At 40.0% G+C, this 24,481-nt stretch carries 19 protein-coding genes; 15 read left to right on the top strand and 4 right to left on the bottom strand.

Features of this window, described 5'->3' with window-relative positions; genetic code table 11:
- Positions 1–40: 40 nt before the first annotated feature.
- Entirely contained in the window at positions 41–1,483 is a 1,443-nt protein-coding gene (locus JTI58_RS22070; protein WP_205443734.1) for an aminotransferase-like domain-containing protein, read from the top strand.
- An 849-nt stretch (positions 1,484–2,332) separates the two neighbouring features.
- Complete coding sequence (locus tag JTI58_RS22065; RefSeq protein WP_205447540.1) at positions 2,333–3,475, top strand: oxalate decarboxylase family bicupin; 1,143 nt, start codon at positions 2,333–2,335, stop codon at positions 3,473–3,475.
- Between the two features lie 36 nt (positions 3,476–3,511).
- On the opposite strand, the gene JTI58_RS22060 is transcribed toward JTI58_RS22065, so the two are convergent.
- Positions 3,512–4,663 carry an MFS transporter gene (locus JTI58_RS22060; RefSeq protein WP_205443733.1) on the bottom strand — a complete coding sequence of 384 codons (1,152 nt, stop codon included), beginning with the start codon at positions 4,661–4,663 and terminating at the stop codon, positions 3,512–3,514.
- A gap of 98 nt (positions 4,664–4,761) precedes the next feature.
- On the opposite strand from JTI58_RS22060, the gene yeiL reads away from it, so the two are divergent.
- The 3 genes from yeiL to JTI58_RS22045 all read left to right on the top strand — a co-directional run bounded on the left by yeiL (position 4,762) and on the right by JTI58_RS22045 (position 9,282).
- Positions 4,762–5,424: a transcriptional regulator YeiL gene (gene yeiL, locus JTI58_RS22055; RefSeq protein ID WP_205443731.1), complete on the top strand. Its 663-nt coding sequence runs from the start codon at positions 4,762–4,764 to the stop codon at positions 5,422–5,424.
- Between the two features lie 373 nt (positions 5,425–5,797).
- A complete protein-coding gene (locus tag JTI58_RS22050) occupies positions 5,798–7,549 on the top strand; it encodes a methyl-accepting chemotaxis protein (RefSeq protein WP_205443730.1) in 1,752 nt (583 codons plus the stop codon).
- A gap of 38 nt (positions 7,550–7,587) precedes the next feature.
- Entirely contained in the window at positions 7,588–9,282 is a 1,695-nt protein-coding gene (locus tag JTI58_RS22045; RefSeq protein WP_205443728.1) for a methyl-accepting chemotaxis protein, read from the top strand.
- A 426-nt stretch (positions 9,283–9,708) separates the two neighbouring features.
- Here the strand turns inward: JTI58_RS22045 and JTI58_RS22040 are convergent, their stop codons facing one another.
- Positions 9,709–10,020 (bottom strand): hypothetical protein, encoded by a 312-nt coding sequence (locus tag JTI58_RS22040; protein ID WP_205443727.1) that lies wholly within the window; start codon positions 10,018–10,020, stop codon positions 9,709–9,711.
- Positions 10,021–10,304: 284 nt separating this feature from the next.
- On the opposite strand from JTI58_RS22040, the gene JTI58_RS22035 reads away from it, so the two are divergent.
- Positions 10,305–11,285 (top strand): diaminopimelate dehydrogenase, encoded by a 981-nt coding sequence (locus JTI58_RS22035; RefSeq protein ID WP_205443726.1) that lies wholly within the window; start codon positions 10,305–10,307, stop codon positions 11,283–11,285.
- Positions 11,286–11,340: 55 nt separating this feature from the next.
- Here the strand turns inward: JTI58_RS22035 and JTI58_RS22030 are convergent, their stop codons facing one another.
- Positions 11,341–11,931, bottom strand: a complete 591-nt coding sequence (locus tag JTI58_RS22030) for a hypothetical protein (RefSeq protein ID WP_205443725.1) — start codon at positions 11,929–11,931, stop codon at positions 11,341–11,343.
- A gap of 211 nt (positions 11,932–12,142) precedes the next feature.
- Here JTI58_RS22030 and JTI58_RS22025 point away from each other — a divergent pair, with 211 nt between their 5' ends.
- The 3 genes from JTI58_RS22025 (at position 12,143) to JTI58_RS22015 (ending at position 17,451) form a co-directional block, all read left to right on the top strand.
- On the top strand, positions 12,143–15,331 hold the full coding sequence (locus JTI58_RS22025) for a winged helix-turn-helix domain-containing protein (protein WP_205443724.1): 3,189 nt from the start codon (positions 12,143–12,145) through the stop codon (positions 15,329–15,331).
- A 763-nt stretch (positions 15,332–16,094) separates the two neighbouring features.
- Positions 16,095–16,931, top strand: coding sequence for an alpha/beta fold hydrolase (locus JTI58_RS22020; protein ID WP_205443723.1), 837 nt, complete (start codon positions 16,095–16,097; stop codon positions 16,929–16,931).
- Positions 16,915–17,451 (top strand): GNAT family N-acetyltransferase, encoded by a 537-nt coding sequence (locus tag JTI58_RS22015; protein WP_205447538.1) that lies wholly within the window; start codon positions 16,915–16,917, stop codon positions 17,449–17,451. Before JTI58_RS22020 ends, JTI58_RS22015 begins: the two co-directional genes overlap by 17 nt.
- A 143-nt stretch (positions 17,452–17,594) precedes the next feature.
- On the opposite strand, the gene JTI58_RS22010 is transcribed toward JTI58_RS22015, so the two are convergent.
- On the bottom strand, positions 17,595–18,506 hold the full coding sequence (locus tag JTI58_RS22010; protein WP_205443722.1) for an MBL fold metallo-hydrolase: 912 nt from the start codon (positions 18,504–18,506) through the stop codon (positions 17,595–17,597).
- Positions 18,507–18,809: 303 nt separating this feature from the next.
- Here JTI58_RS22010 and JTI58_RS22005 point away from each other — a divergent pair, with 303 nt between their 5' ends.
- The 6 genes from JTI58_RS22005 to JTI58_RS21980 all read left to right on the top strand — a co-directional run bounded on the left by JTI58_RS22005 (position 18,810) and on the right by JTI58_RS21980 (position 24,470).
- Complete coding sequence (locus JTI58_RS22005) at positions 18,810–20,048, top strand: substrate-binding domain-containing protein (RefSeq protein ID WP_205443721.1); 1,239 nt, start codon at positions 18,810–18,812, stop codon at positions 20,046–20,048.
- A 61-nt stretch (positions 20,049–20,109) separates the two neighbouring features.
- Positions 20,110–20,886, top strand: coding sequence for an ABC transporter ATP-binding protein (locus tag JTI58_RS22000; RefSeq protein ID WP_205443719.1), 777 nt, complete (start codon positions 20,110–20,112; stop codon positions 20,884–20,886).
- Entirely contained in the window at positions 20,861–21,568 is a 708-nt protein-coding gene (locus tag JTI58_RS21995) for an ABC transporter ATP-binding protein (protein ID WP_205443718.1), read from the top strand. Before JTI58_RS22000 ends, JTI58_RS21995 begins: the two co-directional genes overlap by 26 nt.
- Before the next feature lie 15 nt (positions 21,569–21,583).
- Positions 21,584–22,456 carry a branched-chain amino acid ABC transporter permease gene (locus tag JTI58_RS21990; RefSeq protein WP_205443716.1) on the top strand — a complete coding sequence of 291 codons (873 nt, stop codon included), beginning with the start codon at positions 21,584–21,586 and terminating at the stop codon, positions 22,454–22,456.
- Positions 22,453–23,469 carry a branched-chain amino acid ABC transporter permease gene (locus JTI58_RS21985; RefSeq protein WP_205443715.1) on the top strand — a complete coding sequence of 339 codons (1,017 nt, stop codon included), beginning with the start codon at positions 22,453–22,455 and terminating at the stop codon, positions 23,467–23,469. The genes JTI58_RS21990 and JTI58_RS21985 overlap by 4 nt, the downstream gene beginning before the upstream one ends.
- Complete coding sequence (locus JTI58_RS21980) at positions 23,466–24,470, top strand: 3-oxoacyl-ACP synthase (RefSeq protein ID WP_205443714.1); 1,005 nt, start codon at positions 23,466–23,468, stop codon at positions 24,468–24,470. The genes JTI58_RS21985 and JTI58_RS21980 overlap by 4 nt, the downstream gene beginning before the upstream one ends.
- The last annotated feature ends 11 nt before the right edge of the window (positions 24,471–24,481 follow it).

Here is a 24,481-nt window from a genome sequence, read left to right as displayed (position 1 = left end):
TTTTATCCACCCAATTTTATAGGATGGAAGGAGAGGGATCATGAGCTGGCAACCGAATAGACAAATTGACACTACATTACAGCAGCAGATTGTACAGTGGATAACAGCCCAAGTGGAACGAGGAGACTGGGTAGCAGGGACAAAACTGCCCACCCAAAGACAGCTGGCCATCCAGTTCGATGTGAACCGTAGCACTGTTCAACAGGCTTTGGAGGAATTAAAAGCAATGGGCATCCTTGAAGCAAAAGTAGGCTCTGGGGTTTACGTTACACACCATTCTTGGCATGCATTAATCCAACAAACACAGCCGAATTGGCAAACTTATATTGAGACAAGCATCCATAAACCAAATTATCACACCATCCAATTAATTAATGAATACGAACAGCGTGATGATGTAATTCGTTTAGGAACGGGAGAGCTAGCACCTAGCTTGTTGCCCACCGAGGAAATAGAAGCATCACTTCGAGAGCTATCCTTTCATCCCAAAGCATTAGGCTACTCTTCACCACAGGGAAATGACCAGCTTCGTGCAGCAATTTGTGAATATGTCCAAAAAAGGGGTATTACTGCCGAGCCTCAAAACGTCTGTATTGTTTCAGGTGCTCTTCAGGCACTACAGTTGATTGCTGTTGGCTTATTAGAGCAAGGGTCCATTGTGTTTCAGGAGCCAACTTCCTATTTAAATTCTGTTCATCCATTTCAGTCCGTCGGCATGCAAATGATTAGCATTCAGCGTGATGACCAGCTTGCCAGTACATTGTCCCAAAGGAAACGAAAAAAACAAGCCGTGTTTTATGCAATTCCTACTTTACATAATCCAACAGGGCATGTGTGGACAACACGAGAAAAAGAACAGCTATACGAAGCATGTCAGGCATCACGCATTCCGATTATAGAGGATGATGTCTACCATGAATTGCTTTTTGAAGAGACATCCCCTCCGATTAAAGCAATGGATAGTAGTGGGCAAGTCCTTTATATTGGTAGCGTCTCCAAAACCTTAAGCCCTGGGCTACGCATTGGCTGGCTCATTGGTCCAACCACTGTCATCGAACGATTAGCCGATATAAAAATGCAAACAGACTATGGCTCAAGTGCCATTTCACAAGAAATTGTCCTCCATTGGTTGCAGTCAGGAAAATATGAAAAGCATCTCGCTGGATTACGACAACAATTACAGGAGCGAGCCGATTTTACGGAACAGCTTTTACAGGAAAAATTTAAAGACATGGCGAATTGGAATAAACCAAAGGGAGGCTTTTATATTTGGCTCAAGTTTCACGAACCGCTTGTAGATAAAGACCTCTTTATGAAGCTGTTGCATCAACAAGTATTAATCAATCCAGGCTATATTTACGATCCACACAATCACCACCATATTCGGCTATCCTATGCCTATGCAACCTTTGAAGAATTACAAGAAGGCTTACGAATCCTGCATGAATGTGTGGTTGCGGCTATGGTACGAAAGAGCAAGTAAGGACTTGTTCCAAAGTTAGGGAAACGTGGAAGTGAGGAGGTCGCTCTAAATAAGGTGAGAAGTGATCATGGAATTCAAGCCCCCGTTCTAAAGAGAGTGAGAGGTGATCATGAAAGTGAGGATTCCGCTCCAAAGTAAGGAAGAGGTGATCATGCAAGTGAGGGACTCGTTCTAAAGAGAGTGAGAGATGATCCAAAAAGCGAGGCCACTGCTCCAAATTCAGTGAGAAGTGATCAAAAAAGTAAGAAAACCGCTCCAAAGTGAGTAAGAGGTGATCCAAAAAGAGAGGAATCCGCTCCAAAGTGATTGAAAAGTGATCCTAAAGATGAGGCCCTCGCTCCAAAGTGAGTGAGAAGTGATCCAAAAAGAGAGGATCCCGCTCTAAAGTGGTTGAGAGATGATCATGAAAGTGAGGCCCCCGTTCTAAAGAGAGTGAGAGGTGATCATGAAAGTGAGGCACCGCTCCAAAGTGATTGAAAAGTGATCAAAAAATGAGGCCCCCGCTCCAAAGAAAGTGAGAAGCGATCAAAAAAGTAAGAAACCCGCTCTAAAGTGATTGAAAAGTGATCCAAAAAGTGAGAAACCCGCTCCAAAGTGATTGAAAAGTGATCAAAAAATGAGGCCCCCGCTCCAAATTCAGTGAGAAGTGATCAACATAGCATAGCAAGCCCTCTCTTAATCAAGTATCCACGCTCAGTCACTTATCTCACCAACAGAAAAGAAAGTGAATAATCCGAGCATTGCATCCATACATTTTAGAAGGATGAAAGTATTTTATTTCGATTTCGAACATAAAGAGGTGAAGGATTGGAGAATTTACCACCGGGTTATTTTCAGGTGCCTCAGCCTATGCGAGGTGATGGGGCTGGAGGGGTGGATAAGGGGCCGCGGGATATTATGAGGGATTTAGAAAATCCTGATATGCTGGTGCCACCAACGACCGATGCAGGTTTGATTCCAAATCTGCGATTCTCGTTTTCAGACACGCATATGACCTTAAATCAAGGTGGGTGGTCACGGGAAATTACGGTTCGTGAATTGCCGATTGCTACGACGTTGGCGGGTGTGAATATGAGTTTGACACCGGGGGGCGTGCGTGAACTGCACTGGCATCAGCAGGCGGAGTGGTCTTATATGCTGCTTGGTCATGCTCGTATTACAGCAGTCGATCAGAATGGTTGTAACTTTATAGCGGATGTGGGGCCAGGCGATTTATGGTATTTTCCACCCGGCATCCCACATTCCATTCAAGGGCTAGAGGATGGCTGTGAATTTTTATTAGTATTTGATGATGGGCATTTCTCTGATCTGAATACACTGTCAATCTCGGATTGGTTTGCTCATACGCCGAAAGAGGTGTTATCAGCAAATTTTGGGGTTCCCATCAGCGCTTTTGATCACATTCCGAGTGAACAAGTGTATATTTATCAGGATCGGGTCCCGGGACCAATCGATTCGCAGAAAGTGCAGTCTCCTTACGGGCAGGTTCCTCAAACCTTTAAACATCGCCTGTTGGCACAGCCGCCATTAAAAACACCAGGAGGCAGTGTGCGCATTGTCGATTCGACTAATTTCCCTATTTCTAAAAATATCGCGGCTGCACTGGTGGAAATTGAGCCTGGTGCGATGCGGGAGTTGCATTGGCATCCGAACAACGATGAGTGGCAATATTATCTGCAAGGAAAAGGACGTATGACAGTATTTACAGGGGATGGAACAGCTCGAACATTTGATTATCGGGCGGGCGATGTTGGCTATGTGCCGTTTGCCACGGGACACTATATTGAAAATACGGGCACAGAGCCATTATGGTTTTTAGAAATGTTTAAAAGTGATCGGTTCCAGGATGTGTCCTTAAATCAATGGATGGCCTTAACTCCGACAGAATTGGTGCAAAGTAATTTGCAGGTCGGTCCGGAGCTACTAGAGGCTCTCAGAAAAGAAAAATGGCCGGTAGTGAAATATCCTGGCTTTTCCTATTATCCAAAATAACGAAAGCAGGTGAAGAAATTCTCACCTGCTTTTTGTTTAATATTGATATTTTTTGCGTGTCATGAGCAAAATAGCGATGGCTGGTACTGTGCAAATAAGCATGGCTGCGAAGGATAGACCTAGCGATATTTCGTACAAATAACCACCTAGAAACGTAAGGATGGCAGTACTTAAGCCCATAGCTAATGCAGAGTATAAACCCTGTGCATTAGGGATTTGTTCCTTTGGTAGCGCTTTTGTTAAGTAGCGAATAAAGGCAAAATGCGCTAATGCAAAGGATAATGCATGCAAGGTTTGGGAAGCGATAAATACCCAGACATTCGGGAACATAAAGATGAGTAACCAGCGTAGGGAAGAGCCGCTCGCTGCTAAGAGTAATAAGGAAGATGAGCGCCATTTCGTCAATAACGTATCAGCCTTCATAAAGTATAAAATTTCGCAAATAACTGCGATATTAATAATCATCCCCATATAGAATGGATCAACCTGTAAATCTTCTAAATAAATATAACCATAGCTATAATAGGAAGCATGTGCACCCTGTAGCAAGATAACGATGAATAAAACAATCGGGAAGCCTTTGATATGCCATAATGTCTTCATCGACAAAGATTTTGCCCGTTGTTCTTTGGTCGGCACCACGAGTAATTCCTTTGGTGTCGCTAATTGCTGCATAAGCAACATGCCAATCAACCCAATAATCATGCTCCAAAAGATGATGTTCTTACCAAAAACGCCTGTCAGCATACTAATAATTAAAACGGCAATGACAAAGCCAAATGAACCATAGGAGCGGCTTTTGCCATAATGAATATTGCCATGCTGAACAAGTGTTGCTGCACTACTTTCCACAGCAGGTAATAGTGCTGGATAAAAAATACTAAATAAAATAGTCACGATTAATAATGCTGTAAAGCCAGTGCTTGGAATATAGAGGAAGGCTGTTAGTAGCGAGCCTATTGCTAAAATCGTAATGAGTCGTTTATTGTGTACATATTTTGCAAGTGCTGGAAAGAAGAAAAGATTGGATGTGGCACGAGCTAGGAGCCCACAGCCCATCACCACACTTGCCTGCGAAACGGTTAGATGTTTCGCATCCACCAGCCAACCTGTCCAGTAGGGTAAGAAAATGCCCCAAGTGATGAAAAATGTAAAGAAATTCTGAGAAAGCCATCGTTGATTGTTCATATAATTTCCGTACCTCCATTAACTATGTTGAATAATAGCATGTTCATCGCTACAATAATGTGAGATATCTCATATTTTTTATAGGAGAGAGTAAAAAAATGCATATTTTAACAGCTGAAGCACGTGCCCATTATCTTGAAAAATATCCGATTGATGATTTTTTCTCATTTGATATCAATCCTTATCTAGAAGTCCGCCAGTTCGACAAGGGAGAGTGGATCTTCCAGGAAGGCTCCTTTCCAGATACAGTGTATTACATGATAGAAGGAAAGGCGAAACTCTATATGACACATAAAAATGGGAAGGTTTCACTTATTGAATACCTAGAAGCACCACTTTTTATGGGGGAAATTGAGTTGCTGAATGAGGCAAGGTATACAAAGGGGATACAAACTGTCACCAAGACAATTTGTTATTCGATTACGCAGTCATGTAAGGAAAAGTTACTTGCGGATGCCTTATTTTTACGTAGACTTTGTGTGTTTTTAGGGGAAAAAGCCACAAAAATGACATCTAAATATACACAAAATCAAGCATATCCGTTGGAAAATCGCTTAGCGGCATTTATCCAATTATCTGCCGATCAAGGTGTCTACAAAGAAAAGCATACGGAAATCTGTGAGTATTTAGGGGTTTCTTATCGTCATTTATTATATGTATTGGCACAGTTTTGTGAAGAGAAGATATTGGAAAAGCATAAGACTAGCTATCATATTATTAATGACAAGCGTCTTGCTCAGCTAGCACAAGAAATACAATGAAAATAAAGGAGGGTCTCAAAGATTATTTGAGGCCCTCCTTCTTTCATTCATAGAGGAGAGCGTAATTGCCTACTTCAAAATAATTATTCTAGTCAAAATAAGTATTCTTTCACTGTACAGAATTGAGCTGTGATAAAACTCCTGTATTTTTCAAATAGCAGAACCAAAAAAAATATAGGTCTTTAGATATGGTTCTTTAGAATTTATTTTGAACTAAAATCTTACATTTTATAGATTGTTTTTCTTAGTTTCTGTGTTTATACTATTTTTAACTATGACATCTAAGAATCACTAAAAAACATCAACAATAATAAAAAGGGGGGAGCTGCGACGCCTTTAGCCCATTTGCTATGGCTATGCAGCGAGAGAAAAAATGTTTTTTTCTAAGAAAGTAGCTGGAGATTATAATTATTTTTCTGCAATAAATTTTTCAGATATAGAATCCAATGAGCGATTCAAAGAAAAACTAGATTTTTTAGCATTTTCGAAAAATCGGAGGGAGCTAGTTCGTTATTTACGTACAATTTACGAGAATAATCGACAAGACATTTTAGACAATTTATCTGACCGTTTAAATGACGTACAAGATTTTGCCAAAATAGCAGAGAAGTATCCTGATCTAGGTGGAGACAAGCAATTAATTGATGATTATTTTGAGAGCTTGTTTGAGGATGAATTGAACCTTCAATATGTTTTTAAAAGAAGGAAATTATCATCCATACTTTTAAGTGTTGGCATATTACCAAATCAAATCATTGCGATTTATATGTTAATTAATCAATTGATTATTCCACTCATCGTAAAAGAATTAGCTCGAAATCCTAAAAACATGCTGGATGTTTTACTCGCATTTGAAAGTCTATTAAATATTGATCAGCAAATTATCTTTGAAACGTATATAGAAAACCAGGCAAATTCTGTTGTGACAGGATTAGGAGAAATTATTAAATATAATACACAACTCGTCTCAATCAAAGAATTAATCGAGTTCCAAGAGGTGCAGCAAAAGGAGATTGTTGCCGCAAATCAATCGATGCAGGATTTAGAAAATAGCATTGAAGAAATTGCTGTTTCTGTAAGCGATATTTCAGCTCAAACTAAAACAGCATTGTTTGAATTAAATGAAGACCTAGCGTCTTTAAAGCATATTACTTCCATTTTGCAAGTAACGGATGAAAGCCAAAAATCAATGCAGGTAAATATCGGTCTTTTAGTAAACCATGTCAATAGTGTGGCAAAATTAATGGAATTGATTAAAGCCATTGCTGATCAGACGAATCTTCTGGCACTCAATGCCACAATTGAGGCAGCAAGAGCGGGAGAGGCAGGAAAGGGCTTTACAGTAGTAGCGGAAGAAATACGTAAATTGGCTGATGATACAAAATCGTCCGTACTTTCGATTCATACGGACATCAATGAATTACTGCTCATAACGGCAGACATACAATCCGTTACACAGCAGTTTGCCAAAGATTTGCATAAAGGCGTAGTCGATACAGCGATGATTACAGAAACACTTACAAATTTAAACGATAATATTCAGCAGCAAGGTATCCGTTTTGGAGAGATTGCAGAGACAGCTAGAAGTCAAGCTGCATCGGCTAACTACATTGCAGAGTGCAATCAAACTATTACTGAAAGCATGGACAAAAGTAAGGGAATTGTTTTTCATATGGGCTCCTCTATTTACCGACTGAGCAATATGATTGATGATTACCGTACCAAAACGATTTCCAATAATTACATCATTAGTCAGGAAGATGTTATCGAATTAGCGATTACTGATCATTTGCTATGGAGTTGGAAAATTTATAATTTACTATTAGGCTTTGAAAAAATGTCTGAAGAAGAAATAGCCTCCTATCAAAACTGTCGTCTCGGTAAATGGTATTACGGATTAGGAAAAACATTGCTTGGAGATAAAGCTATTTTCAAAGAGCTTGAAGAACCTCATATGCTCATCCATGAGCTGGCAAAAAAAGCTGTACAAGCATTCAATCAAGGTTACAAAGATCAAACGGAAGCTTATCTTCGCGAAATTACCTTGGTTTCTCATAAAGTAGTGGATAAGTTACAGCAATTAAAAGCTCTTTTAGTGAGTGAAAAGCAGCGATATGAACGTTAAATATATCTTAGGTTTTAAACATTTCTGGGGGAATTAAAATGGCCATAATTAAACTTAAATCAGTGCGACAGAAAAATTTATTTGGTTTTTTGCTTGTCTTACTTCTAATGATCATTCTTTCTATTTTCACAATCGAGTCGATGAAAAAAATTCATCGAGATACCAACCATATCATGCAAGAGCAGTTACCTTTGCTTATGCTGGATCAATCAATGGCCTTTAACACGGCAGAAAAAATTGCATTAGCCAGAGGGTATATTTTGACAGGCGATAGTTCTTATAAGAATGAGTTTCAGAAATATGCTGAGCAAGCCAGTACCCTAGAGGAAGAATTGCTGCAACAAACGGAATCTCCAAAGACTAAGGAGCTGATCTTATTAGGAAGAAAATGGGATGAAATGATTGTTGAAAATGTTTTTCCTCTTTTTGAACAGGGAAAAATTGAACAAGCTGAAGCTATTTTAAATGGAGAGGCACAAAACTATGCAAGAGAATTAATGAGTGGTTTTTCAGCTATGGCAGACGAGCGCAAGCAGGATGTATTAGAACAAGGTATCCATGTGATTGAAATAGGAAATAAAAATATTCAATTCAACTCAATTTTCACTATTCTGATAGTTCTAACAGGAATAATCATTGCGATATTTGTGACAAACGGCATAGTGAAACCTATCAATTTGGTTATGAAACGTTTACAAAAAATTGCTGAAGGTGATTTAACGGATCCACCATTGAAAGTTAAATTTCAAGATGAAGTGGCAGAACTGATGAAGGCATCTAATTTTGTTAGTGAAAATAATAATCGGTTATTGCAGCAGGTAAAAGTATCTGCGAAGGAATTACATCAACAAATTGGCTATATTGCACAATCTGTAAAGGATGTATTTAATGGTTCAGAGCAAACGACGGAAACGATGATAGAACTTGCCTCAGGGGCCGAAGCACAAGCAAATTTAGCAAGTGAAATGGTTTCTAAGATGGACGTATTTTCTAAAAACATTTGTGAAATGAATGAAAACGGTCAGCACATATTTCAGAAGTCACATGACATCTTAGCGATGACTGGTCAGGGCAAAGAATTAATGGATCAATCTTTGTTACAAATGTCCATCATCCATGAGGTATTTGAGGGAACAGTAACAAATGTCAACAATTTAGACAAGCAGTCTCAAGAAATTAATCAGCTTGTCACCGTGATTCGGGAGATTTCGGACCAAACGAATTTATTAGCATTAAACGCTGCAATTGAAGCGGCTCGTGCAGGTGATGCCGGAAAGGGCTTTGCTGTCGTTGCGGAGGAAGTAAAGAAATTGGCAAATCAAGTTTCCTATTCTGTAGTTGAAATTACAGGCATTGTGGAGAAAATTCAACAAGAAACTAACACAGTGACAGAATTTCTGCAAAAGGGGTATGTAGAAGTCGCGAGGGGATCAGAGCAAATGAAAATGACCGGGCATACCTTTGAAAATATTAATGAAGCCATTAAAATGGTGACGATTACTATCCAAGATACATCTGAAAGAATTGAAATCGTCATGAAGGATAGTGAAAGTGTCAGTAAAATGATTGAGGAAATAGCTGCTGTCACAGAGGAGGCTGCAGCCAGTGTGGAGCAAACCGCCGCATCAGCAGAGCAATCCAGTAGCTCGCTTCAAGTTGTTACGAGCAGTGCAGATCAGCTAACGCGAACAGCCGATCAACTAGAGGAATTAATTCAGTTCTATAAGCTATAAATTAAAAATGGTTTTGACTTCTTTAAATGAAGTCAAAGCCATCATGTTGTTGAAAAAAGATTATGTCACTAGTAGAAAGAGATCTTTTAACAAGGCGAGGGTTGATTTCCGTTCCGCCAGCGTCCTTTCCAGGGGGCGTCCGAGGAGCCGCTTCCCTCACTTACGTTCGCTCCAGGATCTCCTCTGTGACGCTGGCTCCACTCCAATCAATCATTCTGCAAAAGTGTCTTTTCCTTTTCTTTCATACTAACAGTAGTGAAAAATGTGGAGAAGCGATGCGTGGCAACAGCCCTTCATAAAGTGTTGAGAACACCTTCACTTTGTTTGAAAACCTTTGCTAAAAAGTGGGGTGTAGTGGAAGGCAACTTGTATTCCATAGGATAGCGAGACAGGCGAGCCTCTATTCTATGGATGGTTTTGATTTCTTTAATTGAAGTCAAAGCCATCCTTGTTGTATTCACTTTTTTTAATGAACCAGCGAGCGATGTCCTTACCACTATTGTAGAAGTCCACCTCATTTACCTTGTTTTTTTGGATGGAGATGTCAGGTATGTTTTCTAAAACGTCAAAAGGTAAAACACCGATACATATAGGATTGTTTGATGGAAATTTTCCATGCGGCTTACGGCCAATTTGTATCGCTTCACTATGCTTGTTTGCAGTATTTTGTGTCATATGGAATGCAAGTAGTTCTCCTTGTGCCAATGTTGTGCTTGATGAGTAACCAGTACTTTTCATTCAACATGCCCCCTTTTGTCGTTACATTTATTGTACAAGACTAGGTGGGAAAATAGCCGTTATTTACAAGGTTTTTACAATATCTTTAAGGTTCATGGAAGATTTAGTAATTTGGAACCGTATTCATACCGTTATGGGATAAAAACCATAGAAAACTGATATAAATTCTTTTTAAAAAACTCATACTCAAACTATTGTGAATTTTTCTAACACGAAGTATTATTGTAATTAGATTTAACGTGAAAGTTTTCACAAAGTCACGAAATCGTTAGGAGGAATTTTTAATGAGTGCAATTCGAGTAGGTATTGTAGGATATGGAAATTTAGGACGTGGTGTGGAGTATGCCATTTCACAAAATCCAGATATGGAATTAGTAGCGGTGTTCACACGACGTGATCCTTCAACAGTAAACGTAGCAAGCAATGCGAGCGTATATTTAGTAGATGACGCTGAAAAATTCCAAAACGACATTGATGTCATGATTTTATGTGGTGGTTCTGCAACAGATTTACCAGAGCAAGGTCCACATTTTGCACAATGGTTTAATACAATTGATAGCTTCGATACACATGCGAAAATTCCTGAATTTTTCGATGCTGTAGATGCAGCGGCACAAAAATCTGGTAAAGTATCTGTTATCTCAGTTGGTTGGGATCCAGGTCTATTCTCTTTAAATCGTCTACTAGGAGAATCAGTGTTACCAGTTGGTACAACATATACATTCTGGGGCGATGGCCTAAGTCAAGGACACTCAGATGCTGTTCGTCGTATCGAAGGTGTTAAAAATGCTGTTCAATACACATTACCGATTAAAGAAGCTGTAGAGCGAGTTCGTAACGGTGAAAACCCTGAATTAACTACACGTGAAAAACATGCACGTGAATGTTGGGTTGTGTTAGAAGAAGGTGCAGATGCAACGAAGATTGAACAAGAAATTGTCACAATGCCTAACTATTTCGATGAGTATGACACAACAGTGAACTTCATTACTGAAGATGAATTTAAAGCAAATCATACTGGTATGCCACACGGTGGTTTTGTCATTCGCAGTGGTGACAGTGGTGCAAACGATAAACAAATTCTCGAATTCTCATTAAAACTTGACAGTAATCCAAACTTTACATCGAGTGTATTAGTGGCTTACGCACGTGCAGCACACCGTTTAAGTCAAGCTGGTGATAAAGGTGCGAAAACAGTATTTGATATCCCATTCAGCCTACTTTCGCCAAAATCAGCTGCTGAATTACGTAAAGAATTACTATAATCATAGCTAATGATCCCGATTATCATAGAGTTGATAATCGGGAATTTTTTTTAGCCTAATTGTTTGCTGAAATAGGTTGCCAATGAAACGGTACAGTTGTGTTATGATGTTTCGTCCATTGTAAAAAATCATCTACATGTCTAATGTCAAATTCCAAGACAGCTTGATAAATAAAAATAGAGGCGTATTGTGTAGGAAGATGAAGTAATGCTTCCTTTATATCAAGAATGGCTTTTCTAGTTTCCACTGTTAAATGATTTTTCATAAATGGTACTAAATCTTTTGAGATGGCACCATTGTGGCTATTTGAAAATAACCACATATCAATATTCCACTCAACTTCCTCCGCTCGGTAAAGCAACTTAAAATAATGTCCCTTAAAATCGGAACTTGTATAATCTCTATATTTTAGTTCAATGACATTCTTGTTCTGTGTGAGCATGGCTAATTCGCTCATTATGATGTGAGGATTAGGCACATCACAAAATGTTTCGAGGTCAATATCGGGGGAAACCATCAAATTATAAGCAGCTGCCCCTACTAAAAAACATTCGCCTACAGTACTCCATTTCTGAATCAATTGTAAGTCAGTTAAAACGCTTTCTGCTTGTTGTTTCCTTTTCGTTGCTCTATCTAGACTGTTCATTTATCCACTTTCCTTCTAAATTTTAGTAATATAACAGATTACTAAAATTAGGCATAAAATGCAAACGAAATTCTACTTCCATTCCCAAAACAAAAAATGGGGATGAAATCTATAAAATTACATAAAAAATATGGTAAACTGTCAATAATTTAATAATCTGAATTTTTGTAGAAATCTTTGTAACCTTACAAAATATGGAGGTTATACTTATATGACAGCGGAAATTATTATTCAATCAAAATGTATGGCGCCAAATCCTTCCACGCATTGCATTAATAGAGCGACACTCATGCGAACATTAAAGAAGAGCCATTATCACACTTGTACCTTTCTGCATAGTGGTGCAGGGTATGGTAAAACAACCATTCTAACTCAATTTCTTGCTAACGAATCGAGTAAATTTTCTTGGTATAGTATCTCGGATGAAGATGATAATCTATTACCCTTTTTGAGACATCTTTTTTTTAGCATACAGCGAATTGCACCAAATTTTGGTCATACCTTTGATGGGTGGAATCAATTGTCACGCTTTCCTAAGATGGATGAGCTCAATCGTTGGTATAAGCTATTTGTCAATTGCCTATGTGACATAGAGGAGTCACTACTTATTGTAATTGACGACTTTCATCTAATAGATCATGTCTTTCCTATTAATTATTTCATGGAAAAAATCATTGAATTTGCTCCACCCAGCATTCATTTTATTATTGCTTCAAGAACACTCCCCAATTGGGATATTATGAGGAAATTAAAGCTGCAAAAAAGATGGCTGGTTATGAAAGAGGACGAACTGGCATTTACAACGGAGGAAATTGCGGTGTTTTTTGAAGAATATGTAGATGTGCATTTATCCGAGGCTGAAATGACCAAGGTATTAGAGATCACGGAGGGCTGGGCCATTAGTATTTCCTTATTGGCGGAGCAATGGCACCATGCTTCGTTGGATCATTGGCTAACGATTTCTACAAATGATCTATTCACTTACTTATCAGAAGAAGTTTATAGTACGATGACCGCTTCTGAGCAGGATACCATTTTGAAATTAGCAATTTTTCCTACCTTTTCTGCAGAGTTATTGGAAGCGTTTTATGGCGCTGAAATTGCACAAATACTGAATGCATTAACCCAGCGTCATTTATTTATCCAACCAGTGACAACAGATGGTTTATACCGTTTTCACGCATTGTTCAGTCGATTTTTAGAAATGAAATGGCGACAGCACCCAAGTCAATATGCAGACCTTCATAAACAAGCAGCATTGTATTATGTAGACCGTCATAATATTCAATCTGTTCTGTATCATGCCTTTAAAACGAATGATCATGACTTTTGTGGGGAGCTATTACAGCTTCATGCAGAATCAATCGTACGTGCGGGTCAATTTGAATGGTTGTTAGAAAAAATCAATCGATTTACTGCACAGGAAAAAGACAAATTTTATAGATTATATTATTTCGAGGGTGAGTGTCATCGCTACAGAGCTTATTATGAAAAAGCGAAACAATCCTATGAAAAATGTGCAACCATCGCACAGCAACAGCGGGATCACCTATTTATGACAAAATCTCAAGCCGGGATAGCCCATATATACTTAGACACCATTCAACCTGCTTTAGCAGAGCCCTATCTAGAGAAAGCATTAGAGCTAGCGAAACATACACCATTACGCAAAGAGGAATTATTAGAACTTCAACGGCAATATGCTGAAAATTTAGTGAACCTAGGGAAGGCCAAGGGTGCACAGCTCTTTATGGAGGACGTCGCATTGCCAGTGGATGTCATACAACGAGCGAATGTCGATGTTCGTGTTTTACTACGAACTGGACAACTACGGGAGGCCAAGGAGTTATTAGCACAGCGACTTGAATTACCGCCTCAGCTTGTTGCAACCCATCGAGAAAGTGAACTGCTGGCGGCTTTCGTTTATGCATTGTTAGGTCAAGGCAAAGAAGCCTGGTATGCTGCCCAACATGGAATTCGCAGAGGATTAAAAGAGAAGTCTATTTTCATAGAGGCGGTAGGCTATATCAGAAAGGCACATGCTCTGCTGTTAATGGATTTCCCAGATCATCAGGGGGCATGTCAAGCCTATGAAAAAGCGTTGACGTTAATGAATGCCATTAATATATCTCGTGTGAAGGCTGAGCCTTATATGGGGTTAGCCATTGTCAAACATTTTTTAGGAGATATGGTAGCGGCTAAGAAATACTTAGCACTGGGCTTACAGGAAACAGAGCAAGTTCAAGATGCGTGGATGACGGCTCTAATTCTTCTAGCAGAGGTAAAAATCATCCTTTCCCAGCAAGAAAGAGGGCGAGCGAAGCAATTATTAAAGAAGACACAGCAATTATTTCAAGAATGCGGTGATCGCAATGGCTTGATGCATGTTTTATTTTATCAGTCAGTGATTGCCATGCAAGAGTGTAATAAGAAGCCGTTTCAACAGTATTTTCAACAGTTTGCACAACTATGTGTGGGGAATGGCTATGAATATTTCTTACAAAGGCCAACGATACTTGGTCCTAGCAATCGAATGATATTTTACGAGCTACTTCAATTTAGTCAAACTTGTCAGATGGAGCATCCAGCTATCTTAGCATTGCAAAGTTATTTTCAGGTCGAGGATAGCATCAGTTATCCGCAGGATGAGGTACAGATGAATCTTTTTGGGAGTTTAAATTTAATTCGAGCACAACGAAAGCTGGAAGACAAAGAGTGGCAGCGTGATAAATCAAAGGAATTATTCGTGTACCTCTACTGTCATCGCAATCGCTTTACACCAAAGGAAGAAATAGCACAGGCATTATGGCCAGATCGTAGTGTCGAGTCCTTAGATCGAGATTTTAAGGTGGTCTTAAACACATTACTCAAAGTGTTGGAGCCACAACGTCATGCAAGACAAGATAGCTTTTTCATTCAACGAAAAAATAATATGTATCAGTTACAAAATATCGCTTTTCTCCAAATTGATGTAGAACGCTTTCACTATTATTACAGCTTAGGAATGGAGGAATTTGATCCACAGTTGTCCAATGAATGGCTATTATTAGCGGAAGCGAGCTATACGGATGCTCTCTATGCGGAAAAAAAGCAAATCGACTGGCTTACACAGGACCGTGAAAAGCTACAATTTTTATATATCGAAGTCCTGGAACGACTGGCACAAAACGCAACAAGACAACAGCAATATAAAAAAGCCATTTTTTTCGCAGAAAAGATCCTGCGCGAGGATGCACTCTGGGAGGAAGCGTATCGTCTGCTCATGTACAGCCACTACCAACTCCAAAACCGCTCCCTGGCCTTAAAATGGTATGAAAAATGTGTCCAACAATTACAACAGGAGCTAAACACAACCCCCATGGAATCCACCATGACAGTCTATGATTTGATAATGGGTTAGCCAGTGTTGCTTTTAAGGCTAGGGGAGTGATTTTGTATTGGATGGGACTGCTCCATTGAGTGTGGGAAGTGATCCTTTTAAGGAGAGAGCCGCTCCTAAGTGATGTCAAAGCGCTCCAACTAAGGAGAGAGCCGCTCCTAAGTGATGTCAAAGCGCTCCAACTAAGGAGAGAGCCGCTCCTAAGTGGGATTAAAGCGCTCTAACTAAGGAGAGAGCCGCTCCTGAGTGGAGTCAAAGGGCTCCAACTAAGGAGAGAGCCGCTCCTAAGTGGGATTAAAGCGCTCTAACTAAGGAGAGAGCCGCTCCTAAGTGTGGTCAGAGCGCTCTAAGTAAGGAGAGAGCCGCTCCTAAGTGTGGTCAAGGCGCTCCAACTGAGAGTAGAGCCGCTCCTAAGTGAAGTCAAAGCGCTCTAAGTAAGGAGAGAGCCGCTCCTAAGTGTGGTCAAGGCGCTCCAACTATGAGTAGAGCCGCTCCTAAGTGTGGTCAAAGCGCTCCAACTAAGGAGAGAGCCGCTCCTAAGTGGAGTCAAAGCGCTCCAACTAAGGAGAGAGCCGCTCCTAAGTGTGGTCAAAGCGCTGCAACTAAGGAGAGAGCCGCTCCTAAGTGGAGTCAAAGCGCTCCAACTAAGGAGAGAGCCGCTCCTAAGTGTGGTCAAAGCGCTCAATCAAAGAGGAAAGCCGCTCATAAACCGTGTCAACCCGCTCCAACTGTGGAGTAGACTATATACAATGTACAAAAATGTACCGTATTTGGAGGAACAACAATGTCATTTTATCAGACGAATAAAGCGAATATTTACTATGAAGTTATTGGAACAGGGACACCTATTATCATGCTACATGGTTTTTCTCCTGATCATCGTTTGATGAAGGGATGTATGGAGCCTGTTTTTATAGAGCGAGAAGGATGGAAGCGTATCTATATTGATCTTCCAGGAATGGGGAAGACAACAGACTATTCATCGATTCAGAACTCAGATGAAATGCTAGAAGCAATCATCGAATTGATACACACAATCATTCCAAATGAATCCTACTTGTTGGTGGGTGAATCTTACGGTGGCTATTTAGCGCGCGGTATTATGAGAACGTCAGTCGATCAACTTTTAGGTGCTGCCCTTATTTGTCCTCTCATCATTCCTGAAAAAGAGCAACGTACAGTGCCACAGCATTGTATTGTACAAGCAGATGCTGCTTTTTTATCAACATTAAGTCAGCAGGAGCAAGATGATTTTGGGGCTAATCAAGTCGTCTTAGATGCCTATAATTGGGAGCGCTATACAACAGAGGTGTTGGCAGGGTGTAACCTAGCAGATCAGGCATTTTTAGAAAAAATTCAGCAAAGCTATGGATTTTCCTTTGCCGTTGACGAACAGTCCTTTGACAAGCCAAGTCTCTTTTTACTTGGAAAACAAGATTCCGTTGTTGGCTATAAAGATGCTTTTTCGATTTTAGAAAAATTTCCTAGAGCAACTTTTGCCATATTAGATAGGGCGGGGCATAATTTGCAGATCGAACAAGCTGAATTGTTTACCAAGCTGATGAGTGAATGGTTGAATCGTGTAGAGGGAGGGGTGGATGAAAGTGATTCTTGCAAATGAAAAATTATTTTTAAGAGAATTCACGCAATATGACTGGATTGATGTTCATAAATATGCCTCACAGGAAATTGTTTGTAGGTTTCAAACATGGGGACCGAATACAGAGGAGGATACAAAAGAATTCATTCAGGATGTTCTCGATGAAGCAACACAAACACCAAGGGAAAGATATGTTTTTGCGATTATTTATCAAGAAACGTTAATAGGTGCGGTAGAAATCATGATTAAGGATTTTACAAATAAGGTCGGGGAAATTGGCTATATCGTGAACCCTGATTATTGGGGGAAGGGAGTAGCAACGCAGAGTGCTAAATTAATGATCACTTTCGGCTTTGAAAAATTAAAGCTCCATCGTATTTGTGCAACCTGTGATCCTAGAAATATTGGATCAGCAAAGGTTTTAGAAAAAGTAGGAATGTTAAAAGAAGGAGTATTACGTGAAAATATGCTAATGAAAGATGGCGTTTGGCGAGATTCATTTTTGTATAGTGTATTGAAACAGGAATGGTCATCATGTTAAAAGTTATGCATTAAATGAACATTCTGCATTTTATTGGATATGTTGAAATCCTTTTTGTAGATTGTCCTCATCGGAAATTACAGAATCTAGTTTGGAACACTTAAAAAATAGTTCCTCATATAAAAGACAAAAATGTTGTACATTCAACGTTTTTGTCTTTCTTTATATATCGTAGCTACAAATTCCATAACGTCGATATGGATAGTTGTCCAATCTTGATATGCTGTAGGTATTGAAACGTCTTCCATGTTCCTAATTTTTTTTGATAACAAATTCATTTCATTAATGTAGTTTTTAAGCTTCACTATATCTTTTTTAGATCCTACTGAACCGTGACCAGGGATAGCTTTTTGAATGGCCAAGTTATTTACTTCTTCTAAAATATTTTCCCATTGTGTTGGATTGGAATAAGGGAAAAATGATGGATGCATACCGACAAATAGAAGGTCAGCCATAAATATGATTTCATCTTCAGGTATATAAAGAAAAGAATCACAGGGAGAATGACCACCTCCCAGTGTCATTATTCTAGCGGTACGTTCTGTTCCGGAAATAGTAAATTCATGAGTAAAAGTATATTGCGGCAAAACTAATTCCAGGTCAGGGATTGAGCTTTCCATTTCTTTTAAAAAACTTATTTCATTCATTTTTTGTATGTCAGTGGAAGCGACAAGGGAGGCAATGTATTTTTTTAACCCTTCTAAATCTGCCTTTTGTTCAGCAATTTTTGCTGGATGGTTTTCTTTCATTTGTTGAAGTGTTATTTGACTAGAAACAATATGACAATCTTTAAATACTTGGTTTCCTCTCGTATGATCACTATGGAAATGACTGTTAATTACCCAAGAGACGGGTTTATTTGTAATATGTACAGCTATATTTCTTAGATCTTCAGCTGCTTGTTGCGTGTTAAATGTATCAAAAATAATGGTTTTGTCCCCTAAATCAATGACACCAGCATTTCCAAACGCGCCACCACCATCCTTTGCAATAGCGGCATAAATACCTTCACTTACTTTTTCAAGATTAAAATGTCTAGAATAATATTCACTCATTAAAATTCCCTCTCTTTTTTTAGGTGTTTAGTAAAGATAATACGAGTTGTTACATAAATATCCTACACTGTTCACTCTTCTTTAAAATACTTAAAGTAACAATACCATAAATGCCCAATTTGTAGATTATCGTCGCTATGAATAATCGCATTCGTAGGCGCTACGCTACACTTTCGGGACATAAAAATGCTCTGCACTAAAGTGCAAAGCATTTTTGTAACTAATTTGTAACTGGACTTTTATATAGTGTTGTCAAAGCAAGAAAGCGCTTTCTAGGGAGCTTATTTTGAAGGGGGATATGGGATGAGGAAGCAGTGGTATTGGTTTCTTTTCGTGATGTTGGCTGTGGTGTTGGTGGCTTGTAATGGGGAAGACACAGAGGATGATGCAACGGATGCAGATTCTTCTGGTGGTGAGACGAAGGCGGTGACAGCAAAAGGGGGCACAATTAAGATTGGGGTGCTTGCTTCGTTAACGGGGGCGCTTGAGTCATATGGAAAGCAGACGCAGCGTGGGTTTGATTTAGGGATTGAGTATGCAACAGGTGGCACGATGGAGGTCAATGGTAAGAAAATAGAGATTGTGTATGAGGATACGGAGACGAAGCCAGAGGTGGCTGTGCAGAAGGCGACAAAGCTTTTGGAAGATGATCAGGTTGATTTTTTAGTCGGTTCTTCGAGTTCGGGTGATACGCTCGCTGTTTTACCACTTGCTGAGGAGTATGAAAAAATTATGGTGGTAGAGCCAGCAGTGGCTGACAGTATTACGGGTTCCGAGTTTAATGAGTATATTTTCCGTACAGGTCGTAATTCATCACAGGATGCGTATGCTGCGGCAGCGGCTATTGCGGGCAAAGGTGTGAAGATTGCTACATTTGCGCCAGATTATTCGTTTGGCTGGGATGGGGTGAATGCCTTTAAAACGGCAGCGGAGAAATTAGGGGCTGAAATTGTACTTGAGGAATATGCAGATCCTGCAGCAACAGACTTTACATCCAATTTGCAAAAGGTGATTGATACGAAGCCTGATTATTTGTTTGTTGTCTGGGCTGGGGCAAATTCACCGTGGAATCAAATTGCTGATCTTAAAATTCAAGAAAAGGGCATTAAGATTTCGACGGGTGCACCGGACATTATTGCACTTCAATTTATGAATCCATTGGTTGGGATGGAAGGCTTCTCGGTGTATTATCATACGCTACCGCAAAATGATGTCAATAAATGGTTAGTTGATGAACACCAGAAACGTTTCAACGAAGTGCCTGACTTATTTACTCCTGGTGGTATGTCTGCGGCGATTGCTGTTGTGGAGGCATTGAAACAGTCGGATGGGGATGTAGATGCCAATAAGCTGATCGACATAATGGAGGGTATGTCATTTGAGACACCAAAAGGTACGATGACGTTCCGTGAAGAGGATCATCAGGCTCTTCAATCGATGTATTCGATTCGCTTAGAGCAACAAGATGGTGTGGATTATCCAGTACCAGTGCTTATTCGGGAGTTAAGTCCTGAGGAAACGGCACCTCCTGTTATGAATTAAACAAATGAGAGGCAGCATGGCTGTCTCTCTACATATCTATTAGAAGGAAAGGGAGTAGAGAATGGAGCCGCTATTATACACTGATAATTTAACAATCCGTTTTGGCGGACACACGGCTGTGGACGGCGTTAATTTTCAAATGCCAGAGAAGCATTTGAAGTCCATTATTGGGCCGAATGGTGCTGGGAAAACAACATTCTTTAATTTGCTTAGTGGTGAGCTAAAGCCAACTGCGGGTGATGTTTATTTTAAAGGGCAATCACTTGCACAAAAGTCGGCTATCGAAAGAACACGTATGGGATTGGGACGATCTTTTCAAATCACCAATGTTTTTCCAAACTTAACGGTTCTCGAAAATGTCCGTTTAGCCGTCCAATCCAAGGAGAAAATTCGTTACCAGCTATTCCGCCATTACAAAAGCTATAAGGCGATTACGGAAAAAGCGGAGGAGTTATTGGCACTCGTTTTACTCGACAATAAACGAGATGCTCTTACAACGATGCTATCCCACGGAGAGAAAAGAAAGCTTGAGATAGCCATGCTACTCGCGTTAGATACAGAAATTTTGCTGCTCGATGAACCAACGGCAGGGATGTCATTAGAGGAAGTTCCTACAATTTTAGAAGTCATTCGGAGCATTAAACAGCAAGGAGATAAAACCATTTTGCTCATAGAACACAAAATGGATATGATTTTAGATTTATCGGATTCCATTATGGTGTTGTTCAATGGTCAGTTATTAGCAGATGGCTCACCAGAGGAAATTATGAATAATGATACTGTGCAACATGCATATTTAGGAGGGCTGTACGATGACCACCTTACTGACATTAAATGAGGTTCACACGCATATCGGCCAATATCATATATTACAGGGCGTTAATTTTGAAGCGAAGGAGGGGCAGGTTACAGTACTTCTTGGACGTAATGGCGCAGGAAAAACGACCACTCTGAAAACAATAATGGGATTAACGCCTGCAACAAAGGGTGACATTGCCTTTCGCTCTCATTCGATTAAAAAGAGCCCCACCTATAAGGTGGCGAAATTAGGGATTGGCTATGTGCCTGAAAATCAAGGGATTTTTGCAGATTTAACGGTAGAGGAAAATATGAAGGTAGCGATGCGCAAGGAGGATACGGCGACATTAGAGCGACAGCAATATGTGCTGGAGCTGTTTCCTGACTTAAAGAAATTTTGGAAAAAGGCTGGCGGGCATTTATCTGGTGGTCAAAAGCAAATGCTGTCCATGGCGAGAGCCTTTATCAATGATAGCCAATTAATATTGATAGATGAGCCTTCCAAGGGACTTGCTCCTATTGTTGTGGAAAAAGTGATGGAAGCGATTGTGGAAATGAAAAAGAAAACGTCCATTGTCCTGGTTGAGCAAAACTTTATGATGGCTAGTCGAATTGGTGATACCTATACATTAATCGATGATGGCAGAACCGTAAATTCGGGCAATATGCAGGATTTGATTTATGATGAAGAACTAAAGCGTAAGTATCTTGGCATTGGATAGAGGGGGTGACCATCATTGGAGTTATTCGTCAATTTAATCATTAATGGCTTGGCCACGGGGATGTTAATTTTTCTACTAGCAGCTGGTTTGACGTTAATTTTCGGTTTAATGGATGTATTGAATTTTGCGCATGGTGGGTTATTTGTTTGGGGGGCTTATGCGGGGATCTTTACCTATATGTGGACAGAAAGTTTTATCGTTGGGATTATAAGTGCGATTGTGACGGGAGCGTTACTTGGACTGTTGACAGAGAAATTTATTATTACGCCTGTTTACGGCAATCATATTCAGCAAATTTTAATTACCTTAGGGCTGATGCTTGTTTTGCAGGAGCTTATTAAGGTGGTCTTTGGTCCGAATGGTGTGGCAGTGAAAACACCGAGTTATTTAGCAGGAAGCTGGGAAATTGGTGATGTGATCATCATTAAATATCGTTTATTTATTATTGTCAAAGGGTTCATCATTTTTGGTATTTTCCAATATATGCTGAAGCGCACGAAGATTGGCTTGATCGTTCGTGCGGGTGTGCAGGATAAGGAAATGGCACAGGCTCTCGGTATTCATATTAAGCGTGTATTTTTATATGTTTTTATGGTCGGCGCAGCTCTGGCGGCACTAAGTGGGATGCTGATGGCTCCCTATTCAGGTGTGATCTATGCGGAAATGGGTATGGAATATGCTATTTTAGGCTTTATTGTCGTGGTAATTGGCGGCATGGGTAGTTTTTCTGGCTCCTTGCTGGCAGCGATTTTAGTAGGGCTTGCGGGTAGCTTTATGGCTTATTATGTCCCTGTGCTGTCACTGGCGGTCAATATGATTTTAATGGCCATCGTTTTAATTTTCCGTCCACAGGGGCTGTTTGCGATGCGAAAGGAGCGAACATCATGAATAAGAAAATAACCTTACGCTCGATCGCATTTTTTCTGTTACTTGCCATTTTTATTATCCTTCCTTTTGTTAATGATTCACGCACGTTACTTATTTTACTCACGCAAATCTTTATTTTTGGGATATTGGCGATGAGCTATGATATTTTACTAGGTTATACAGGCATCGTCTCCTTTGGGCACGCCATGTTTTTCGGCATTGGCGCCTATACAACAGCGGTCATGCTGAAGCAGATGGATAACACACTCTTGATCTTTGTACTGTCCATCGTGATTGGCATGATACTAGCAGGCTTCATTAGTTTTTTAGTAGGCTTATTGACCTTGCGCTTAAAAAGTCATTTTTTTGCAATGCTGACGCTAGCCTTTTCGGGGTTATTTTTAGTCTTAGCTGAAAAGTGGCGCTCTGTCACATATGGCAATGATGGCTTTACTTTTCGAGCACCTGATCTATTTAGAGATCGAATGACCTTCTATTTCTTTGTGCTAGCAAGCCTAGTTGTCATCTTTTTGGCACTCTACCGTTTTGTTAATTCGCCGACAGGTCGTATTTTAATTGCCGTTCGTGAAAATGAACAACGGACGAAATCATTAGGCTTTAATACGTTGCACTATAAAGTCATTGCCTCTGTTGTGGCAGGCATTGTAGCAAGTTTTGCAGGTTCCTTATATGCAGTGTCATTACGTTTCGTCAACACAAGTGTCATGGCAATGGATATTACACTGGATGCTTTGTTAATGACGATTATCGGTGGGGTTGGCACTTTAGTGGGGCCGTTATTAGGGTCGGCAGTCATCGAATATGCACAACATGCACTGTCTGGGCTTGCGCGAGATTATCCTATTTTCGAACGCTGGATTATCTTCTTTGGGATTCTTTATATTTTAGCCGTTATCTTCTTCCCTAAAGGTATTATCGGCTCACTAAGACTGCTGTTTTGGAAGTGGCGAGGAAGGCTAAAGCAACGAAAAACGACGGGTCCCCTGCCACAGGAAAAGGAGCGATTTGAATGACAGTTGGTATTGTTAGTACAGGTATTTATTTACCTCAACAGAAGATGACATCGCAGGACATAGCGGCTGTTTCCAATATTCCTGAGGACATTATCCGTCAAAAAATGGGCATCCATGAAAAGCCAATCCCAGGTAAGCATGATCATACAGTGCAAATGGGGATCTGGGCAGCACAGGAGGCGATTCAAAAAGCAAATATAGACCCCAAGGATATTGATGTTGTCATTTATATGGGGGAGGAACATAAGGAATATCCACTCTGGACAGCCTCCATTAAAATGCAGGAGGAGCTTGGTGCAGTTAATGCATGGGCATTTGATGTGCAATTACGCTGCGGCACAACAATCATGGCGTTGAAAGTGGCGAAAAGCTTAATGGCCTCAGATGACACGATACAAACCATTCTTTTAGCAGGTGGTTATCGCAATGTTGATTTTATCGATTATAGCAATCCGCGCACGCGCTTTATGTACAATTTGGCGGCAGGTGGGGGCGCCATGTTAGTACAAAAAAACTATGAAAAAAATCTGCTACTAGAGGCAGATATGATAACGGATGGTTCTTTCTCAGAGGATGTAGTTGTACCAGTTGGAGGAACGAAAAATCCATTAATTCCATCTCATTTAACCGAAAATTTATATAAGCTTGACGTTATGGACCCCATTGGGATGAAGGAGCGGCTAGAACAAAAATCTTTAAGCAATTTTTTGAAGGTCATTCGCAGTTCTTTAGCGAAAAGTGGATACAGTGAGGAACAGCTAGATTACTTAGCGATGCTGCATATGAAACGATCTGCACATGATTATATTTTAGCGGAGCTTGGCTTACAGCAGGAGCAGTCTATTTATTTGCAAGACTATGGACATATTGGTCAGATCGATCAAATTTTGTCCCTACAGCTAGCACAGGAGCAAAATCAAATTCAAGCAGGCGATATTGTGACGCTCGTTAGTGCTGGTATTGGCTATGTTTGGGGAGCTATCACAATACGCTGGGGATAAGGGGGAAATGG

It is taken from the genome of Lysinibacillus fusiformis, from assembly GCF_016925635.1.
Taxonomy (GTDB): domain Bacteria; phylum Bacillota; class Bacilli; order Bacillales_A; family Planococcaceae; genus Lysinibacillus; species Lysinibacillus fusiformis_F.
The sequence above is the reverse complement of the archived record's forward strand: the minus strand, read 5'-3'. Positions and strand labels throughout refer to the sequence as shown.

Coding starts and splice junctions, on each gene's coding strand:
- JTI58_RS22060 (WP_205443733.1), bottom strand. CDS start 4,663: ATGAACAATCAACGATGGCTTTCTCAGAATTTCTTTACATTTTTCATC.
- JTI58_RS22045 (WP_205443728.1), top strand. CDS start 7,588: ATGGCCATAATTAAACTTAAATCAGTGCGACAGAAAAATTTATTTGGT.
- JTI58_RS22065 (WP_205447540.1), top strand. CDS start 2,333: ATGCGAGGTGATGGGGCTGGAGGGGTGGATAAGGGGCCGCGGGATATT.
- yeiL (WP_205443731.1), top strand. CDS start 4,762: ATGCATATTTTAACAGCTGAAGCACGTGCCCATTATCTTGAAAAATAT.
- JTI58_RS21995 (WP_205443718.1), top strand. CDS start 20,861: ATGACCACCTTACTGACATTAAATGAGGTTCACACGCATATCGGCCAA.
- JTI58_RS22025 (WP_205443724.1), top strand. CDS start 12,143: ATGACAGCGGAAATTATTATTCAATCAAAATGTATGGCGCCAAATCCT.
- JTI58_RS22050 (WP_205443730.1), top strand. CDS start 5,798: ATGTTTTTTTCTAAGAAAGTAGCTGGAGATTATAATTATTTTTCTGCA.
- JTI58_RS22020 (WP_205443723.1), top strand. CDS start 16,095: ATGTCATTTTATCAGACGAATAAAGCGAATATTTACTATGAAGTTATT.
- JTI58_RS22005 (WP_205443721.1), top strand. CDS start 18,810: ATGAGGAAGCAGTGGTATTGGTTTCTTTTCGTGATGTTGGCTGTGGTG.
- JTI58_RS22010 (WP_205443722.1), bottom strand. CDS start 18,506: ATGAGTGAATATTATTCTAGACATTTTAATCTTGAAAAAGTAAGTGAA.
- JTI58_RS21980 (WP_205443714.1), top strand. CDS start 23,466: ATGACAGTTGGTATTGTTAGTACAGGTATTTATTTACCTCAACAGAAG.
- JTI58_RS22000 (WP_205443719.1), top strand. CDS start 20,110: ATGGAGCCGCTATTATACACTGATAATTTAACAATCCGTTTTGGCGGA.
- JTI58_RS22040 (WP_205443727.1), bottom strand. CDS start 10,020: ATGAAAAGTACTGGTTACTCATCAAGCACAACATTGGCACAAGGAGAA.
- JTI58_RS22070 (WP_205443734.1), top strand. CDS start 41: ATGAGCTGGCAACCGAATAGACAAATTGACACTACATTACAGCAGCAG.
- JTI58_RS21985 (WP_205443715.1), top strand. CDS start 22,453: ATGAATAAGAAAATAACCTTACGCTCGATCGCATTTTTTCTGTTACTT.
- JTI58_RS22030 (WP_205443725.1), bottom strand. CDS start 11,931: ATGAACAGTCTAGATAGAGCAACGAAAAGGAAACAACAAGCAGAAAGC.
- JTI58_RS22035 (WP_205443726.1), top strand. CDS start 10,305: ATGAGTGCAATTCGAGTAGGTATTGTAGGATATGGAAATTTAGGACGT.